The organism is Pseudomonas sp. UBA1879 (assembly GCF_002338065.1).
Classification (GTDB): domain Bacteria; phylum Pseudomonadota; class Gammaproteobacteria; order Pseudomonadales; family Pseudomonadaceae; genus Aquipseudomonas.
Genome location: NZ_DDHJ01000018.1, coordinates 374,449 through 392,397 on the forward strand (window position 1 = coordinate 374,449; position 17,949 = coordinate 392,397).

17 protein-coding genes are annotated in these 17,949 nt (G+C 62.9%); 5 read left to right on the forward strand and 12 right to left on the reverse strand.

Annotated elements, in window-relative coordinates:
• Positions 1–30 precede the first annotated feature (30 nt).
• The 12 genes from sctU to sctW form a co-directional block, all read right to left on the reverse strand.
• Complete coding sequence (gene sctU, locus B3N48_RS22000; protein ID WP_296187367.1) at positions 31–1,107, reverse strand: type III secretion system export apparatus subunit SctU; 1,077 nt, start codon at positions 1,105–1,107, stop codon at positions 31–33.
• Positions 1,104–1,898, reverse strand: a complete 795-nt coding sequence (sctT, locus tag B3N48_RS22005; protein WP_296187368.1) for a type III secretion system export apparatus subunit SctT — start codon at positions 1,896–1,898, stop codon at positions 1,104–1,106. Before sctT ends, sctU begins: the two co-directional genes overlap by 4 nt.
• On the reverse strand, positions 1,899–2,165 hold the full coding sequence (gene sctS / locus B3N48_RS22010) for a type III secretion system export apparatus subunit SctS (RefSeq protein ID WP_296187369.1): 267 nt from the start codon (positions 2,163–2,165) through the stop codon (positions 1,899–1,901).
• Positions 2,166–2,172: 7 nt separating this feature from the next.
• The gene (gene sctR / locus B3N48_RS22015; RefSeq protein ID WP_296187371.1) at positions 2,173–2,826 is read right to left on the reverse strand and encodes a type III secretion system export apparatus subunit SctR; all 654 of its coding nucleotides are present in this window, start codon (positions 2,824–2,826) and stop codon (positions 2,173–2,175) included.
• Complete coding sequence (locus tag B3N48_RS22020; protein WP_296187372.1) at positions 2,823–3,269, reverse strand: FliM/FliN family flagellar motor switch protein; 447 nt, start codon at positions 3,267–3,269, stop codon at positions 2,823–2,825. Before B3N48_RS22020 ends, sctR begins: the two co-directional genes overlap by 4 nt.
• Positions 3,259–3,981, reverse strand: a complete 723-nt coding sequence (locus B3N48_RS22025; RefSeq protein ID WP_296187373.1) for a type III secretion system protein — start codon at positions 3,979–3,981, stop codon at positions 3,259–3,261. Before B3N48_RS22025 ends, B3N48_RS22020 begins: the two co-directional genes overlap by 11 nt.
• Complete coding sequence (locus B3N48_RS22030) at positions 3,978–4,526, reverse strand: type III secretion system HrpP C-terminal domain-containing protein (RefSeq protein ID WP_296187374.1); 549 nt, start codon at positions 4,524–4,526, stop codon at positions 3,978–3,980. Before B3N48_RS22030 ends, B3N48_RS22025 begins: the two co-directional genes overlap by 4 nt.
• Positions 4,527–4,548: 22 nt before the next feature.
• Positions 4,549–4,995, reverse strand: a complete 447-nt coding sequence (locus B3N48_RS22035; protein WP_296187375.1) for a type III secretion protein — start codon at positions 4,993–4,995, stop codon at positions 4,549–4,551.
• Positions 4,996–5,145: 150 nt separating this feature from the next.
• The gene (locus B3N48_RS22040) at positions 5,146–6,495 is read right to left on the reverse strand and encodes a FliI/YscN family ATPase (protein ID WP_296187377.1); all 1,350 of its coding nucleotides are present in this window, start codon (positions 6,493–6,495) and stop codon (positions 5,146–5,148) included.
• Complete coding sequence (gene sctD / locus B3N48_RS22045; protein ID WP_296187379.1) at positions 6,492–7,487, reverse strand: type III secretion system inner membrane ring subunit SctD; 996 nt, start codon at positions 7,485–7,487, stop codon at positions 6,492–6,494. The genes B3N48_RS22040 and sctD overlap by 4 nt, the downstream gene beginning before the upstream one ends.
• An 18-nt stretch (positions 7,488–7,505) precedes the next feature.
• On the reverse strand, positions 7,506–9,599 hold the full coding sequence (sctV, locus tag B3N48_RS22050; RefSeq protein WP_296187380.1) for a type III secretion system export apparatus subunit SctV: 2,094 nt from the start codon (positions 9,597–9,599) through the stop codon (positions 7,506–7,508).
• Positions 9,599–10,711: a type III secretion system gatekeeper subunit SctW gene (sctW, locus tag B3N48_RS22055; RefSeq protein WP_349677038.1), complete on the reverse strand. Its 1,113-nt coding sequence runs from the start codon at positions 10,709–10,711 to the stop codon at positions 9,599–9,601. Before sctW ends, sctV begins: the two co-directional genes overlap by 1 nt.
• Before the next feature lie 244 nt (positions 10,712–10,955).
• On the opposite strand from sctW, the gene B3N48_RS22060 reads away from it, so the two are divergent.
• From B3N48_RS22060 to B3N48_RS22080, 5 genes are all read left to right on the forward strand, one after another.
• Positions 10,956–11,510: an RNA polymerase sigma factor gene (locus B3N48_RS22060; RefSeq protein WP_296187382.1), complete on the forward strand. Its 555-nt coding sequence runs from the start codon at positions 10,956–10,958 to the stop codon at positions 11,508–11,510.
• 463 nt (positions 11,511–11,973) lie between these two features.
• Positions 11,974–14,343, forward strand: coding sequence for a type III effector HrpK domain-containing protein (locus B3N48_RS22065; RefSeq protein WP_296187383.1), 2,370 nt, complete (start codon positions 11,974–11,976; stop codon positions 14,341–14,343).
• A 173-nt stretch (positions 14,344–14,516) separates the two neighbouring features.
• The gene (locus tag B3N48_RS22070; protein WP_296187583.1) at positions 14,517–15,356 is read left to right on the forward strand and encodes a transglycosylase SLT domain-containing protein; all 840 of its coding nucleotides are present in this window, start codon (positions 14,517–14,519) and stop codon (positions 15,354–15,356) included.
• 85 nt (positions 15,357–15,441) lie between these two features.
• Complete coding sequence (locus B3N48_RS22075; RefSeq protein WP_296187385.1) at positions 15,442–17,037, forward strand: type III effector; 1,596 nt, start codon at positions 15,442–15,444, stop codon at positions 17,035–17,037.
• Positions 17,038–17,595: 558 nt separating this feature from the next.
• Positions 17,596–17,949, forward strand: a 354-nt coding sequence (locus B3N48_RS22080) for a phage infection protein (protein WP_296187386.1), incomplete at its 3' end; no start/stop codon positions are given.

A 17,949-nucleotide genomic window follows, 5' to 3' on the forward strand; every position in this document is an offset into this window, starting at 1 on the left:
GTTCCCGCTGAATAAATGCCGGCCGAGGGATCACTCCTCCTCAATCCGAATCACCTCATCCGTGACCTCTTCCAGTTGCCGCACGACCTGATAGATGTGTGCCACGGCCAGCAGCGTCGGGCGGGGGATGTGTTTGCCGGGTTTGACCTTGTACAGCGTGCGCGCCAGCCAGATGCTTTGCACCACCGGAATCCCGGCCTTTTTTGCCCGTGCGATCAGGGCCAGGGCGTCGTCGTCTTCGCCTTTGCAGTGAATCAGCGGCAATGGCGTTTGCCCCGGTCGGTAATACAGCGCGACGGCGTAGTGGGTCGGGTTGACCACCAGCATGTCGGCGTCTTCCACTGGCTTCGGTGGCGCGGTCGGCGCCTGGTTCAGCAGTTCGTGGGCCAGTTGCCGGCGGTGGCCTTTGACGTGGGGGTCGCCCTCGGACTGTTTGTATTCCTTCTTGATGTCCTCATGGCTCATGCGCAGCTTTTTCGCGTGGAAGTACTTCTGCAACGCGAAGTCGACGACGCCGATCACTACCAGCAGTCCAAGGGTTGCCCGAAGGATGTGGCGAAACAGCTGCAGCAGCGCGTGCCAATAGGTCGTGAGGTCGGTGTTGGACAGCAGAATCAGTGCCCCCAGTGACGGCTTGACCACCGCATACAGCGTTGCCGCAATCGCCACCGCCTTGAGGATGCTCAGCAGCAAGGTCGTGAGGCTTTGCGCCGAAAACATCTGTTTGGCGTGGGCAAACGGGTTGAGCTTGTTGAGGTCGATCTTCAACGCCTTGGGCGCGAACAGAAAGCCGATCTGCATCCAGCTGCCGACCAGGCGCATCAACACCGCAATGCCGACGCTGCTGAGAATGAAGCCCACCAGCACTGACCCGCCTTCGCTGGCCACCTGTTCGAGAGTGTGCATGTACGGCTTGCCGATCCCCTGAAATGCCAGCGACAGCAGATGCAGCAGCCGCGCCACGCTTTCATCGGCCAAGCCCAGCGTTACCTCGCTGACGACCAGCAGGACCAACAATTTGCTCAGGTCCTGACTCTGTCCGACCTGGCCTTTCTCCCGCGCATCGCGCAGTTGTTTGGGCGTGGCTTTTTCGGTTTTTTCGCTCATGGCACCGCCACCAGGTGTGTCAACAGATGCTTGAGCTCCGCCAGTTGCAGAATCTGGCCGTTGCCCAGTTCCAGCAGGGTCGGCAGGTAGATCAGCAGAAAGGCGATCCCGGCCATGCTCTTCGCCGGCATCGCCAGAATCGACACGTTGAGCTGCTGCGCGTACAGGCCGATGATCGCCAGCGCCGCTTCGATCAGCAGCAACAGGCCTATGAAGGGCGCGGCGTAGAGCATCATGTGTTGCAGGGTCTGGTTGAGCTGTTCGAGGAACAGGTCCAGGCCCTCGACGGTCATGCCCGGCAGCCACGCAGTGGGCGGCCAGACCTGGTAGCTGTCCCAGATCACTTGGGTGATCAGCGACAGGCCGCCCGACAGGATCACCAGCATGATCAGGGTTTCCTGAAACAGCTCGCCCAGCGGGGTCGCGTCAGGCCCGAGAGCCGGGTTCAACTGGCCGCCACTCAAGGCGCCGCGCTGACTGTCGAGCAGAGCGCCGACCGAGGCGAACATCCAGAACGGCGCGTACAGCAGCAGGCCGAGCAGGGTGCCCAACACCGCCTCTTTGAGCAGCAGCGCGGCAATGGAAAACCAGTCGTTTTCCAGGGACGACAACGCGCGACTGATGGCCGGGGCGGGGACCATCGACACCACCAGCACCACGGCGTAGCGCAGCGGGCCCTTGAGGTATTTGAAGCAGAACGCCGGGACCAGAATCATGCACGGCAGCAGTCGCGCGGCCGCCAGGCCCATGCCCAGCATCAGTTCGAACAGCCCCTGCGCGTCGAAGGGCATCTAATGCATGCCTCCGGAGCGGGCGATCAGGTCGAATGACATGTTGATGAACTGAATCAGCTCGACGCCGATCCAGCGCCCGGTCATGGCCAGGGTCAGGCCCACCGCCGCCAGTTTGATGCCGAAGGGCAGGGTCTGGTCCTGGATCTGCATCAACGCCTGCACCAGCGACGTGATTACCCCCACCAGCACTGCGACCCCCAGGGGCGGCGCGGTGAGGATCACCACCAGAAACATGCCTTGTTTGAACAACGCCAACGCTTCCATCGCCGCCTCACATATACGAATAGAAAAGGCTGTCGAGCAGGCGGGTCCAGCCTTGCACCAGCACGAACAACAACAGTTTCAGCGGCAGGGAAATGGTCATCGGCGAGACCATCTGCATGCCCAGGGCCAGCAGCAGATTGGAGACGATCAGGTCAATGACGATGAACGGGATGTAGATCAGAAAGCCAATCTGAAACCCGGCCTGCAACTCCGAGAGCACGAAGGCCGGGACCGCCAGCAGCAGGTCGTTTTTGGTGGCCTGGTCGGCCATGTCCTTGGGCCACATGCGCTGGGTGTTGTCCAGCAAGTGGGCGCTGACGTCGGGGTCGGTGTTGCGGGTCATGAAGCGTTGCAACGGCTCGATGACCGTGCTGGCGCTGGCTTGCAGTTTTTCGGTGCTGCCCATTTCCAGCGGGTGTTCGTGAATCCGCTGCTGAATGTCGTGGGCCACCGGGGCCATGACGAACATTGTGGCCGCCAGCGCGATGCCGTACATGGCCATGTTGGGTGGCACCTGCTGCACGCCGATGGCGTTGCGGGTGATCAGCAGGGTCATGGCGATCTTCAAGAACGCCGTGCAGACGATCAGCAGAAACGGGATCAGTGACAACGCGCCGAGAAACAGCGCCAGCATGACCGGGTTCATCCCGTCCATGATCATGCGGGCGACGCCATGCGGGTGATTTGCAGACCGAGGCGACCGTCGACGTCCACCAATTCGCCTTCCGCCACCACCCGGTCGCCATGGCACAGGGTGGCATGGCCAGGGGCGACGCCGCTGACTTCCAGCACGGTGCCGGCCGCGATGTGCCGCAGGTCGCCAAGGGTCAGCGCCAAGTGGCCGCAGCGCAGGGTCAGGGCGATGGGCAATTGGTCGAGGGGGTCGAGGGTGTCGATGGGATCAGGGGCAAGGGTGTCGGCTGGGGGCGCGTCGTCGGCCGCTTCGGTCGGGTCGGCAGCGGGGTCGGCCCAGTCGTCTGCGGCAGGGCGTTCGTCAGAGGCCTGCCTGTCGTCGGCATAGGCGTGCTCAGCCTCGGGCGAGGCATCCTGATCCTCGTCGGTCAGGGGCTCCAGCTCTTCGTCGTAAAGCGCTTCATTGGCCATGTTCCAGGTTTTCCTCGTGGCTGAGCCGTACATACAGCTGGCGTTCGTGGCGGTCGGTCTGCACGGCCCATTGCCGTCCGCCCAGTGGCAGGTGGCCTTGGCCTTCGCTGTCGAAATGGCTGAGTGTTGGCAGCAACACATCACCGGGTTGCAGTGACTGAAGCTGCGCAAGGCTCAAGGACAGTTCGCCCAGGGTCAGCGGCTGATGAACCGGCCATTGCGCGTCCAGGCTCTGCCGAGTCCGCTGCCAGTCAGCACCTTGCAGCCAGCGCAGCAGCACATCGGCTTCGGCGCGGAGCAGCCCGTTCAGGGATTGCTCGCCCAATTGCAGCTGAATCCGACAGGTCACGGCAGTCGTTGGCCATGCAGTGTCAATGCTGAGTGGCGCGAGGGGCGAAAGCAGTTCCGCGATCACCGGACTGAATCGCTGATTGAGCACCTCCCAGTACCAGGGCTGTGCCTCACCGGCGAGGCTGACCGGCAACTCACCGAGCAAGCTGAGCAGGGCTTCGGCGTCGCTCAGCCCGAACACGCCGAGGGCGCTGGTGAATCGGTCGAGTGGCGGTACCGCAGTCGTGTCTCCGGTCAGGGGGCGCAACGTGAGCGTGCCCGGCATGCCCTGGGCGCTGAAGGCCAGGGTGGCCCCGGCGCCCAACGCGCGGCTGAAGTGTGCGACAGCGGCCGGGATCGGGCGGAAGGTCAGGGCGTTCATGCAGGGAGGTCCTCGTGGAATGACAGGTCGACGTCGTGGCCCAAGGCCTCGGCCAGCGCGGTTTCGCAGGCACGTTGATGGGGCTGAACGCGCTTGAGCACGCCGCGGCGTGCGAAGCCGAGTTCGACGCTCCATTGATTGTCACGCTTGCTGGCGTTGACCTGGACCTTGCCGAGATTCGGCATCAGCAGGGTAACGTTGAAAGGGCCGTCGGGTTGAGCGGGGAGGCGCGCGGCCAGTTCGCCGATCAGCTGGGTCGGCACGCCATCGCTGGGAGGTAAAAGGCTGAAACCGCTGCCGCCGTAGCCAGACTGATCGGGTTCTTCGCTGACCGGCGCCACCAGCAGCTGCGAAAAAAACAGCCCGTCGGCGTTCAGCGCCTCGTTGGGGGTGGGTTGCGGCCATGCTGCAGTGGAGCGACCGAGTTCGGTTCGACGTGCGCCACCGGGCGCGAGCCGTTGGCTCAGCGAGGGCGATTCAGCTGGCGTCGGACGCTGCATGGGTGGCGTGACCGGGCGAGGCGGGGATTTGATCGGTGCGTTCATGGGGCTCAACCTTGTTGTCGAATCAGCTTTGTTCGTTGACCGCTTCGGCGAGGCAGGCGAGCTTTTCCACCGCTCGCTGGGCAGCCTTCGCGGCTGTCATCGCTTCGGCAATTCGCTGGCGCTGGTCGTCGATCCCGAGTTTTTGCCGCGCCACGTCCTGACGGATATAGGCCAAGCGATCGAGCATGCGGTGTTCCTTTTCATGCCACCGGTCGAGGTCGTTCAGCGCCATGGTTTTGTTGAGGTTCACGTCGCTCAGCATCTGACGCCGCTCCCGCTGATTGACCCGTTCCTGACTCAGGGCATCACGAGTTTCCTGCAGATGCAGCTGCATCGTTTCCAACGCCTGCTGCGCCTGACGCTGCGCCCGTTCGGCACTGGCCTGACGATGCTGACGCAACGGTGTCAACACCCCGATCACCTGCTCCATGGAGAGGCGTTGCGGATCGATTTCAAGTTCTTCTTCCATCGCGCAATCCCTTCTCGGTTGCCGCTCAATCCGTAGGAGTGAGCTTGCTCACGAACGGGCCAGTACGGGCGACGCCTCTTCATCGCCTGTCGCTTGGCATTCGTGAGCACGCTCACTCCCAGACATTTCATTCCATAGGCAGCGCCGTACTCACTCCGGCAACTGCGACGTCAGTTGCATCAACGCCTCCAGTGTCTGTTGCAACGGCACCGGTTCGCGCAGGTCCTGCCGCAGAAACGCGTTGATCGGTTCGTTGAGCTGCACGGCGCAGTCGGTGACCGGGTCGCCGCCGGGTTGGTATTCACCCAGGCGCAGGAGCATTTCCACCTGTTTGTAGGCTGCCATCAGCCGCCGCAGGCGGTTGTTGGCCTGTTGATGGGCGCGGTCGGTGACGTTACTCAGGATCCGGCTGATGCTGGCCTGCACGTCGATAGCGGGGTAGTGGCCGCGCTCGGCGAGTTTGCGCGACAGCACGATGTGACCGTCCAGCAGCGAACGCACTTCGTCGGCCACCGGATCGTTCATCGAATCCTGCTCGATCAGCACCGTGTACAGCGCGGTGATCGACCCCTGTTCGCTCATCCCGGCCCGTTCCACCAGACGCGGCAACAGGGTGTATACCGACGGCGGCAGACCGCCGCGTCCCAAGGGCTCGCCCGCTGCAATGCCGATCTCCCGCTGGGCCCGGGCGAAGCGGGTCAGCGAGTCCAGCAGCAACAGCACCTTCATGCCGCGCTCGCGGTAGGCCTCGGCGATGGCCGTGGCAGTGAAGGCCGCACGGGCGCGCTCCATGCTCGAGCGGTCCGACGTGGCGCACACCAGCACCGACCGGCTGCGCAGGGTCGCGTCCAGTTCGTGGTCAAGAAATTCCCGCAGCTCGCGACCCCGTTCTCCGATCAAACCGAAGACGATCACGTCGCAATCCATGTTGCGCGCCAATTCGGCCATCAATGTGGTCTTGCCACAGCCTGCGCCAGCGAATAACCCGACACGCTGGCCTTCGCCGAGCAGAATGGCGCTGTCGATGGCCCGCACCCCGGTGGGCAGCGCGCGGCTGATGCGCGGGCGTTGCGTCGGCGGCAATGCATCGGCGATCACCGGCAGCGTGACCCGCCGATCACCGGGGCCAGCGAACGCCCCCAATGAATCCTCCAGCAACGGCCGTCCAAACCCGTCGAGCACGCTACCGAGCAGGCTGTCGTCGACGCCGATGCGGTGGGCCATGCCGAGGGGCCGGATGTGGGCCCCCACCTGAACCCCGTCCGGCGTCCCGAGGGCGCTGAGCAACGTGCAGTCGCGGGTGAAACCGACGATTTCCGCGAGCATGGTGCTGCCATCGGCCTTGCTGACTTCGCACAGGTCGCCGACTTTCGCCGCCGGAATCTGGCACTCCAGCAGAATCCCGCTGACCGCGCTCACGCGCCCGCTGACCTGCACAGCGGAAAATCCGCTCAGGCGCCGGGCGTGGCCGGTTTTCCACTGATCGAGTGCGGCGTTCACCAGTTCACCTCGTAATGGCGCTCACCGTCGAACTGGATGCGGTTGTCGTCGATGCGGGTCAGGCGCAGACCCGCCAGCTCATCGCCGACGTACAGCCGGTGCCCGTCCGCCGTGACCAGATGCGCGTGCGGCCCGGACATGATCTGCACGATGGTGAAGGGCAGACCGTTGCTGGATGTGGTGACGTTATCGATCACTCCAATCGGCGCGTCGTAGCGGTCCTTGAAACGTTGCAGCATGCGTTGATACACCAACTGCGATTCGGCTTTCAGGTTGCCGCTCAACACCAGGCCTTCCGGCGTCTGTTGCACGTCCACACCACTGAGCAAGCGGTCGCTGAGCATGGTGTTGAGCTGCCGCCGAGTGTCGTCGACATTGGCCAGGCGGATGCGTTTGGCGGCGGGTTCGACAGCCGGTTTCGCCCGCGAGGTCGAGGGTTTTGCGGGTTGAGCCATCGCCACCGCGGCCACGGCCTCCGGGCCGCTGCTGCGGGTCAGGCTCCAGGCGCTGCCAGCAATGCCGAGCATCACGCCGATGATCACCCCCGTGGTGCGATTCAATAGCCGCGAGCGCGACTCGACCTTTTCCAGCGGCGGGGTGCCGGCGCGGGATTCCTGCGTCGCTTCGGCTGGCTCGACCGAGGGCGTTTCCGCTGCAGGTTCGACCCTGGGCTGAGGGACGACGACTGGCACCGACGGCCACGCATCTTCTGCCGCCGATACGCACAGCCACACCGAACCGAGGACGAATGCGGTGTTCGGGATCAATTCGGCGGTGGCGTGACGGTGACCCTCCTGATCGCCGATCTGCCCCTCGGCAGCGTTGAGCACGAAGGCTTCGCCCTGACGCTCCAGGCGGCAGTGCACCTGCTCGACCCCCGGGTCGTGCAACGCCAAATCCTGCCCCTCATCGGCGCCGATCACCCATTGCTCACCCACCAGGGGCAATGCAGCGCCCTGGTGCAGGCCGGTCAACACCCGTAATTCAAACATGCGACGCTCTCCAGCCACTCACGCGGCGTACTCGTTATCCAGCGCTTCCAGGTCTTCTTCGAGGTCGAAGCGGCCAAGGACCTTGACCTGCGCCGCGTTGCTGATTTCGGCGAACGACAGCACCGGCACGTGATAGAACTCTTCCTGCAACAGCGTGCGCAGCGGGCTGCGCAGGTCTTGCGCCACCAACAGCACCGCACGCTCGGCAGTCCGGACCGGGAAGGCGATGTGCAGCTGCTGCACCAGCAACTGACTGGTCTCGTTGTCCAGCGCAAAGAAGGTTTCGGTCTGGGTCTGGCGCAGGCCGTCGCGCAAAATGCCTTCGCTTTCCGGGGTCAGTACCCACACCAGCAGGCCCTCGGCGCCGCAGTATTGGTGGTAGATCTGCGACTTCAGCGCAATGCGCACGTAATCGGCGAGGACCGTGACTTCCCGTTCGTGCTGGCCGTGTTCGATGAGGGTTTCGGCGATGACCCGGACGGCGCGCAGGGGCACGCACTCCGAGGCCAGGCGCTGCAACACGGCCGAAAAACGTGCCAGCGGCAATACCCGCTGCATCTCTTGGGCAAGTTCCGGCTGTTCGCTTTCCAGCCAGCCGAGGATCGCCTTGGTTTCCTGCAGGCCAATGAACTGCGGACCGCAGGACTGTAGGGCGCGCTCCATGCGTTCGATGATCAGGGTCATGGCGTCCACCCGTTCGACATCATGGTTCTGCAACTGCGGATCGTCAGCAGGCAGCCACAGCCACTGGCCCTCCTGGCGCTCGACGCTGCCGTACACCCCGACCTCCGGGGATTCCTCGACCAGGCGCGCATCCACGGCCACATGGCTTTGGGTGAAGGTGGCCTTGAGCAGCGGCACCTCATACACCGAAAAACGGAATTCGTCCGGAGGCAGGTGTTCGGCCTGTTCGATGATGAACGAAGGCAGGGTCAGGCCGTATTGCACCACCAGCCGGTTGCGCCGCTGGCGAATCTCGCTGACCAGCGCTTCCACCTGCGCCGGGTTCTGGCTGGGGTGAAATTGCAGGACGAACTGGCGGCTGGGCGAGAACGTGCGCAGGTCTTCGCGGCCATTCATCTCGGGGGCGACGGCCACCGCCTGCGCTTGCTCGGCCTGGGGTTTGGCGCGGTGCAATTGCAGCAGGCCGCCGGTGCCGCAGATGATCGAGATGACGATGAACACGGCAGTGGGCATCCCTGGCAGCGCGGCAAAACCGAGCATGGCCACGGCAGCGATGATCCACGCCTTGGGCTGACTGGTGATCTGTTCGGCGATCTGCCGACCGATGTTGGCTTCGGCCCGCTCTTCGTCGGGCACGCGGGTAATGATCATGCCGCAGGTGACCGAAATCAGCAGCGCCGGGATCTGTGCGATCAGGCCGTCACCGATGGTCAACACGGTGTAGACCTGCAGAGCGTCGCCCGCCGCCATGTTGTGCTGGACCACGCCGATGGCGATGCCGCCGATCATGTTGATGGCGACGATGATCAGGCTGGCGATGGCGTCGCCGTTGACGAACTTCATGGCGCCGTCCATCGCCCCGAACAGCTGACTCTCCTTGCCCAGTTCCGCCCGGCGGCGTCGCGCTTCATGGACGCTGATCAGGTTGGCGCGCAGGTCGCTGTCGATCGACATCTGCTTGCCCGGCATCGCATCGAGGGTAAACCGCGCGCCGACTTCCGCGACCCGTTCCGAGCCCTTGGTGATCACCAGAAAGTTGACCACGGTGAGGATCAGGAAGATCACCATGCCCACCGCCAGGTTACCGCCGACCACGAACTGGCCGAAGGCTTCGACGATATGCCCGGCGTCCTGATTGAGCAGGATCAGCCGCGTGGTGGAAATGGACAACGCCAGGCGGAACATCGTCGTCAGCAACAGGACCGCGGGGAAGGTGGAGAACGCCAGCGGCCGGGGCAGGTGCATGGCCAGCATGATCAATAGGCAGGAGATGCAGATGTTGATGGCAATCAGCACATCCACCAGGCCGGTGGGCAGTGGGGTGATCATCATGAACACGATGGCGATGACCACGAAGGCCCCGACGATTTCCGAACGGCGCATGGCCGCGAGGGCGATCTGGTTGAGCAGGTTGATGACACGGTCCATCAGGCGAGGCCCCCTGGCTGCGGATTCTGTTCCAGCCGAGTCAACTCGGCCATGAGGATGAGCAGGTTGCCCAAGGCGTTCTGGCGGCTTTTCATGTCGCGCCACAGGAGAATCGGCAACTGCTGCAGCATCGGCCGCAATCCGTTGAGGAAGGCGAGCTGATGCCTGAGCTGTTTGCCGCCGATGTGTTGGGTCAGTTGCAGGGTTTCATTGAGGCTCATGCCCTTGGCCGACAGCGCCAGCAGGTGTTTGAGGAAGGCGGCGGAATCCACTTGCACACCGGGGTTTTTGTTGCGCATGCGGCCCAGCAGGTGTTCGCAACTTTGCAGCAGGGTTGCGACGTGACGCGCGGTGTTCAGGCCGTGCATCAAGGTGCGCAGCTGCTGGGGTGAGGTAGAAGGCGTAAGTGCGGAAAGGTCGTCGGCAATGGCGCTGCGCATGTCACGCAGGTTGAGTTCGAACTCGCCCGCTTGTTCCTGTTCATCGAGCAATGCATCGATCAACCCGGTGATGTTCGGCTGGCCGGACACCGCCACGCCGTAGAGCTTACGCAGCGCGCCCCGTCGTTTGTTGTCGATACCGGGACGGGCAAACGCCTTCGCGCTATTAATGCCTGCCCGAGTCCGTTGGCCGTATTGACGCCGCAGTAGCTTCAGCTGCTGAGTCAGGACCACGTGCTCACCGCTGGCGCCGTCCGCCTGTGCCTGCTTGCGCGCGGCCTGCAGCACCACGTGGGCCTGGGCCGGATCGCCTTCGGCGAAATCGAGTATCTGCTCCAGGCTCGCGGCACGCTCCTTCTGCAACTGTTTGCGCATCTTGCGGGCGGCGTCGTCGAGTCCTGAATCCTGACTGCCCATCAACAGCTGATACAGCTCCCCCAGTTTCGCGGCCCGGGACTGCAACGCGTTGCTGCTGGCCAGCAACTCGCGTTGCCCGAGGCTACGGCTCTGTTGCACCAGCGCCGACGCGAAGCGCGCCATCTGTTGCGGCGACGTGCCGGTCAGATTCGGCGTATTGGTGCGCACGGGCGTGGTGACCGTCGCCGTGTTCTTCGCAGCGACTGGCTCAGGGCTGTGCAACGCTTGGGGAGCGATGGGGGCGGAGATCTTCATAGGACGATTCTGAGCGGGGTCATGCGCTCTGAGTGGGCCGTTCGGAGAGAACGGTTCCATCGATCATGCTCGGGGGGAATCTGTGCCAAATCCCGTTCGAGATTCAGCGTGGTCGCGCAAGATTTTGCACGGATCGTTTCGGCGCTGAATTTATTACTGTTTAAAAACAATGAGATAGGCGTTTTTTAAGACTGGCACGCCTATCGCTATAGGGCTAATACACTTCAAACAAGGAAGAGCCCTGATGTTTCCAAGCCTCGCACTCCTCGACATCGAACCGAAATCCCGCCACGCATCGATCTCCGGCATTCGCCAGTTGACCAGCGATCAGATCAAGATGATTCGTGCGTTCATTCAGAAGCGGGTGATGAATCCGGACGACGTCGACGACATCTTGCAATGCACCTTTCTCGAAGCGCTGCGCAGCGAACACAAGTTTCAAAACGCGAGCAAACCGCAGACGTGGTTATGCGGCATCGCCCTGAACCTCATCCGCAATCACTTTCGCAAAATGTACCGTCAGCCGTATCAGGAAAGCTGGGAGGATCACACCCACACCGAACTGGAGAGTCAGGGCGATATCGGCCATCAGGTAGACGGCCACCGGCAGTTGGCGCGGGTGGTCGAGGCGATAGGCAGCTTGCCGTCGAACATGCAGCGAGTGATCGAGGTGTCACTGGAAATGGATGGCAACTATCAGGAAACCGCAAGTTCGCTGGGGGTGCCGATCGGCACGGTGCGTTCGCGTCTGTCCCGTGCCAGAGAACAGTTGAAACGGCAGATGGACCCGTTCGCCTGAACCCGCTTCAGCCAGGGCCGAGCGCAGCCGAAACGGCAGGACCGTTTCAGATGTGCTCGGAAACGGTCGCGGCCTTGACCAGGTCGTACAGGGCGAACGCACGGTTCACCAGGAAGATGGTCGCGGCGGTGAGCACAACGGCGTTGATCAGGTGGAGGGTCATGGTCGTGAGTCCTGTAGGAAGATCAGGGGTGCAGAAAGCAATGGAGGCGATCTTACGCGAGGCCTGACAAACCTGAAGACAATCGCTTTCATGATGAACATCAACAGGATTGATAGGGGGCAGTCAGGCTCTAGGCCCTGTGTCTCGAGGGTCCGAGCCGCCGTTCCCGTCGATTCAGGCCGAGGGTCGCCCCTGAGGCAGAATCAAAAACAGAGTTGACACAACCTGAAACATTTCTCGGAACCGACCGGCGTCCGGGACCACACAGTTGCGATCCTTCATTCCCGGATGGCGACTCCCATGCGTATTTCCAACAGTCCCTACAGCGGTATCGCACCCCAATCCGATAGCGGCGAATCGGCAACCCCATTGCCCCTGGCCAAGTCTGCCAACGCGTTGCTCCCACAGGGCCCTAACCCCAACGTGCAGTTTGGCGGGGCGACGGCCCAGCCCTCGGGTGATCTGGCCTCGACCGAGAAACAGCTGTTGTCCCTGCTGACGCAGCTCACGCAGCTGTTCAAAGGCCATCCGCAGACCCCGCAAACCCCGCAGACACCGCCCCAAGGCAGGGCTGCCAACACGCCATCCGCCGCTGGCACGCCACCCACGCAAACCCCGGCCACCGCCCAAACCCCGGCCACTGCGCAAACCAGAGCGGTCAGCGATGTCAGCGCTACGACACCCACCGACGCCAGCCAATCGACCCATCAACCGACATCCACCGAAGCCCGCTTCCTCGACGACTCGAAATACTCATCGCCCAAGGAGCTGGAACGCTGGGCCCCGATGGTCGCCAACCTACCGCCCGATCAACGCGAGCAGGCCGCCAAGGAGCTGAACCGCCCCATCGCCGCTGCACGCATGGCCGCCGAAAAGGGCCCGGATGCGGCGAAGGCCATGGACTTCATCAACGCCAACCCGGCGTTGAAGGCGGCGGTGGACACCGGCAAACATGGCGGCAAGGCCGACGGCAAAATCACCGACGGCGACCTCAAGTCGTTTGCCAAAAACATGCAAAAGGCCGCCGACAGCGCCGACAAAGACCTGTCCAACTACCAGAAAGATCACCCGGACGCCGACCCGCAATCCCTGGAGATGGTCCGCAGTGCGGCGTTGATGCGCGCCAACGAACCGCTGACCAAGGCCGCCGATCCCAAGCACGGGGCAGGCGCCGAGGGTCAGACCAAGGTGGACGGCCTCACCAGTGCCGACGGTCTGAAAGCGCTGCAAAACGACAACCCCGGGCTCGCCGGACCGCTCAAACAGGCCGCTAAGACCTGGGCGCAACCGGGGTTCCTGACGCAGATCGACCAAGGCGGACTGGAAGGCCGATCACTGGCGGCCCATAGCCCGGACAAACTGTTCAGCGCCAGCAACATCAGCGACTGGATCAAAAAACAGGCGCCCACCAACGGTGGCGAGTTCGCCAGCGTGCTGAGCGACGCTGCGACCCTCAACTCGGTGGCGAACACCGACATCAGCAAGCTCGGCAAGGACGTCTTTGACAACCCTTCGGCCTACAGCGGCGAGCAAAAAGCGGCCGTCATGGTCAAGCTGCAACAGACCCGGCAAAGCGTTGTCGCCGGGGAAGACCTGCGCAAGACCGGCAAGACCGAAGACGCCCTGAACGAAAAGATTGGCCAGTTGCAGGCCGATCCCGATGTACAGGCGTTCCTCGACCAGCAGATCCCGCAGCAGTCCCGCACGCTGGTCAACAGCACCCCGAGCCTGCAAAAAGCGGTCAACGAGCAGATGCAAAGGGTCAACAGCGGCCAGGCCTTGCAGACCGATTTGAACACCGCCGACAAGGCCACTGGCAAAGACAAGCCCAACGCCGATTACAGCAGCGCCCTGGGCGGGTTATCCGCGCAATTGCAGATGCAACAAGACCTGCTGGGGCCCAACGCCCACGTACCAACCGCGCAGCAGGTGCTGGGCCAGCGCCCGGACTTGCAAGGCAAGATTCAGGAATCTTACGTCAGCAACTTCAGCGAGGGCGGCGCCGTCAAGCAGCTGCTCCATCAGAAAAAGGCCGACGGCGAGCAGTCCCTGAACAGCGCCGACGCGCAGAAAGCTGCCTACGACAGTGTGCTGCCACAAGACTTCGTGCAGCGCCAGCAACAGAGCTACGTACAGTCCACGTTCGCCCAGCTTCAAGACTCGAAACCCGGCCGTAAGATGCTCGATGAAGCCAGTAAGGGTGACAAGGACCACGCGCCATCGAAGGCCGCACAGATCGCTTCGCGAATGGGCCCGGCGGCGTTGCAGTCCATCGTGGGCTTTGCCTCCGTCTCGGACATGCTGGCTCGAGGCGACAAGACCGATGCCGCCAAGACAATCTACGACAGCACCAAATCCGGCCTCTCTGCCGCGAAGCACGGCTACGACGCCGTGGCGAAATCCGCAGGCCGGGCAGGCCTGGGCGAAGTGGCGGCGAAGGTCGGCGGCAGGGTGGCGGGCGCGGTGGTCGGTGAAGCCGCCGGGCTGGCCGCCGGTGCAGCCCTTGGCGCGTCTATCCCGGTGATCGGCTGGATCGCCGACGCCGCCATGAGCCTGGGGTTCGGGATCTCCGCGATCATCGAAGCCGTGAAGAAACACAAGGCGCAGAAAGCCTTTGACCACAACGTCGATCCGGTTCTGGACCAGTTCGGCATTCCCAAGGCCCATTGATTCTTCCCCGACCTGAAGCGAGGTAAACGATCATGAACATGAGTGTTTCGTCCCAGCGCCCCCTGCAGGATTTGAACACGCCCCCGGACTTTTCTTCGTTGAGCGGCAAGTCCGGGCCGCACAACGGCCTGGGCAGCGGTGGCGGCGGCAACCAGGCCATCGACCCCAGCGCATTGCTGTTCGCCAACCCGACGCAGTCCCAAGTCAACTTCGCCCCGCCCAACAGCCAGAATCCGCAGGTGGACGCGAGCAACCCGACCTCGGATGTCAATCAGCAGGCCAATGTGGTGCAACAGATCATGAGCCTGCTGATGCAGTTGATGCAGATGCTGATGCAGAACAACCCCAATCAGTCGCCTAACGCCCAGAACCTGGCGGCACAGAAACCGGCCGGTGGTGGCGGCGGTGGCAGTGGCGGTGGCGGTGTGGACGGTGCAGGTTCAGGGGCGAGTCCCGGTCAGGGCGCGTCAGCTGCCCCGAATGCAGGTGCGCCGACCGCCAATACCGCCGGTGCCGTGTCCGGCGATACCTCGCTCACCGGCTCGGGCGATCTGCACTTGCCTCCGCAGCTGGAGCCGTACCGCAACGACATCATGGACGCCTCGAACGCCACCGGCGTCCCGCCCAGCCTGCTGGCGGGGCAGATCTGGGCCGAATCCCGTGGCCAATTGGGCCAGGACACCACCAACGTCAATGGCAAGACCGACGCAGGCCTGATGCAGATCAACGCCGATACCTTCGCCAGTTTGAAGAAAGACAACCCGGACTTGCTGGGTAATGCCGACGTGAACAACGCCCACGACAACATCATGGCGGGCGCGTTGTACATGCGTGATCAAAAGGCAGCGTTCGGTGACTGGGGCTCCGCGCTCAGGGCCTTCAACTCCGGACCTGACAAAGTGAGCAAGGGTGATCCGTCCAATACCGGCGGTGTCGGCGATCCGAACTACGTCAACAACGTCACGAACTTCGCAAAAATCATCGAAAGCGGGCAGGGGCAACTGCCTGCCTGATTCGGTGCACCGACCCCACCGCCGCGCGACGGACGACAGCTGTCCGTCGGTCGGCAACTGTTCCTTCTCATCAAAGGTCATCAATATGAACGGAATTCAGAGAACCCCCCAGCCGATCGCCAGCAGTTCTGCCACGCCGGTTCAAGACACCGGGCTTGGCCACGATAGCGCCCGGGTCACCGCGCTTTCCCCGGCGCAGGTGCAGAGGGAAGTCACCGCGCTCGCTGGCTACCTGAAACAGCATGTGTTCTCCGCTCATTATCAGTCGACGAAACCCGCACCTGACGGCGCCAGTCAGGCCGAACTGGATGACATCAACCAACACAACGCCGGCGTGAACCAGCATAACGAGCAGTTGGACGCGATCGCGACCAGCCGTGCCCGGGTGCTGCAACGGGAGGGTGAAAGCCTGGGCGACATTGCCGACACGCTGGCCAAGGGCGAGAAATTCGACCGCCTGGCGACCCACACGTCCAGCGCCTTTCGCGCCATTCCGTTCGCCGCCGCCACGGCGTTGCAATACGCCCGTCCCGCGATCAACAAGGGTGACTGGCTGCCGACGCCACTCAAGCCGCTGACGCCGTTGATCCCCGGTGCAGTGTCGGGGCTCTTCGATCAGGTTGGCACCGGGGTGATGAACCGCGTCACCGGCGACAACCAGTTTCTCAAGACCACCTCTGACAAATTGCACGACGCGATGGCGACGTCCCAGCGGCTGCACGCGCCAGGTCTGGTCAAGGCGAGTGTCGACCAGGGCGTGGCCATTCAAGGCTACACCGCACGTAACGTGGCACGCACCGTCGTCGGTACGGCATTGGCAGGGCATCCCAAGATCCAGGGCGCTGTGGACACTTCGATTGCGACAGCGGGCGGTCTGCCCGCCAACGCTTTTTTCGGTCATCGCCTGCAGACTGCCGAGAACCGCGACCACCTGCGCGGCGGCGCCTACGTGTTCGGTCGCAAGGATGCCGAGGCCAAACCCCTTGACGAAGAAACCGAGTGGCTGGACGCCTACAAAGGCATCAAGAATGCCAGTTACGCCAGCGCCGCGCGCAATGCCGGTAAACGACTGGCGGGCATGCCGGTCGACATCCTGACCGACAGCAGCAAGGCCGTGCGCAGTCTGGTTTCCGCCACCAGCCTGACCCAAAACGGTTTGGCGTTGGCAGGCGGCTTCGCCGGCGTGGGCAAGTTGCAGGAATTGGCCACTAAAAACCTCAGCAATCCTTACCTCAAGACAGCTGTCAGCCAGTTGACCAACACTGCCGCGTCCAGCGCCGTATTCGCTGGCTGGACCACCGCTGGCGTATTGACCGACCCGGCAACCAAAGGCGCAGAGGCGTTTCTCCAAGACTCCGTCAAAGGCGCAGCGTCGACGTCGGCAACCTTCGTGGGCGACAAATCTGTCGCAGGGGCCAAGGCCATGGCCCACGGCACGTCTGAAGCGGCAGCGTTCGTTGGCGAGAAATCAGTCGCGGGTGCCAAAGCCGTCGCCCACGGCGCGTCCGAAACCGCAGCGTTCGTTGGCGAAAAAACGGTCGCAGGTGCGAAAGCCATGGCCCGTGGCGCGGCCCTGACCACGGCCACCACGGGCGCCGCACTGCGCGCGCAATACGACACCCATGTGCGCCTTCGCGGGCGTGAGCAGGATGTCGAAGAGGGCGGGATCGAAATGACATAACCCGAGGCGAGCGGCGTGCGGCATACCAAAAGCCGCACGCCGCACGCTGTGAGAAATCACAGATTTGCACTGAATACGTGAGCGTGCGGGCAGTGCGCTGTTGAGATTCACAGCCGGAAGTAACGATCTATAGCGTCTGTTGTTACTTGCTTAGTTCGTTTTCGCATGCACTTATTTGGCGCATTATCTTCAGTGTCGCTAATGCAGAGAACGTTAATATCCCCTCTAACTTGCACAATCGTGCTTTTGTTTAATGGTGCAGAACTAATAGCAGCCCGCCCAATCGAAGCGTTAAGTGGCGAATGATTCGCCACCGGGCGGATTAAGCGCGGCAAAAGCGGCGCGAGCCCGGAATCAGGACTAACCTGAGCAAACGCGGGTGTTCGCCGTTCTTCTCGACTGTTCAGTCGAACGCCGCTCGCTGGCTGCCCAGGCCATCCACGCAAGCCAGGAAGTACAGTCCGTTCCCTATCAGGGGGCGCGTTTTTATTTGTCGAAAACATCGGCGGCTGAGCATTTCGCTCGCTTCGACAGACATGACACTTGGAGCAATCGGCAATGAATAAACAATGGGTTTGGGGCCTGACGGTTTCCGTGCTGGCTTTGGGTGTGTCCACCGCTTATGCAGCGTCTGAAGTGAAAGTTGATAAGGCCGTGGCGGAATACGGTTCGGAGAAAGTCGGGCCTAACCGCACGGCGTCCGACGGCAGCGATCATGTCGGGGCCAATGCCACGGCGTCGGATGGCGCAGATCGCGTAGGTGCCAATCGCGTTGCCGCCGACGGCGCAGATCGCGTTGGTGCCAATCGCGTTGCCGCTGACGGCGCAGATCATGTCGGCGCGAACGCAGTGGCCGCTGACGGCGCCGATCGGGTAGGCGCGAACCGCGTCGCTGCTGATGGTGCAGATCGA

Coding starts and splice junctions, on each gene's coding strand:
- B3N48_RS22065 (WP_296187383.1), top strand. CDS start 11,974: ATGCGTATTTCCAACAGTCCCTACAGCGGTATCGCACCCCAATCCGAT.
- B3N48_RS22030 (WP_296187374.1), bottom strand. CDS start 4,526: ATGAACGCACCGATCAAATCCCCGCCTCGCCCGGTCACGCCACCCATG.
- B3N48_RS22035 (WP_296187375.1), bottom strand. CDS start 4,995: ATGGAAGAAGAACTTGAAATCGATCCGCAACGCCTCTCCATGGAGCAG.
- sctT (WP_296187368.1), bottom strand. CDS start 1,898: ATGCCCTTCGACGCGCAGGGGCTGTTCGAACTGATGCTGGGCATGGGC.
- sctV (WP_296187380.1), bottom strand. CDS start 9,599: ATGGACCGTGTCATCAACCTGCTCAACCAGATCGCCCTCGCGGCCATG.
- sctD (WP_296187379.1), bottom strand. CDS start 7,487: ATGTTTGAATTACGGGTGTTGACCGGCCTGCACCAGGGCGCTGCATTG.
- sctS (WP_296187369.1), bottom strand. CDS start 2,165: ATGGAAGCGTTGGCGTTGTTCAAACAAGGCATGTTTCTGGTGGTGATC.
- B3N48_RS22060 (WP_296187382.1), top strand. CDS start 10,956: ATGTTTCCAAGCCTCGCACTCCTCGACATCGAACCGAAATCCCGCCAC.
- sctU (WP_296187367.1), bottom strand. CDS start 1,107: ATGAGCGAAAAAACCGAAAAAGCCACGCCCAAACAACTGCGCGATGCG.
- B3N48_RS22025 (WP_296187373.1), bottom strand. CDS start 3,981: ATGAACGCCCTGACCTTCCGCCCGATCCCGGCCGCTGTCGCACACTTC.
- sctR (WP_296187371.1), bottom strand. CDS start 2,826: ATGATCATGGACGGGATGAACCCGGTCATGCTGGCGCTGTTTCTCGGC.
- sctW (WP_349677038.1), bottom strand. CDS start 10,711: ATGAAGATCTCCGCCCCCATCGCTCCCCAAGCGTTGCACAGCCCTGAG.
- B3N48_RS22020 (WP_296187372.1), bottom strand. CDS start 3,269: ATGGCCAATGAAGCGCTTTACGACGAAGAGCTGGAGCCCCTGACCGAC.
- B3N48_RS22075 (WP_296187385.1), top strand. CDS start 15,442: ATGAACGGAATTCAGAGAACCCCCCAGCCGATCGCCAGCAGTTCTGCC.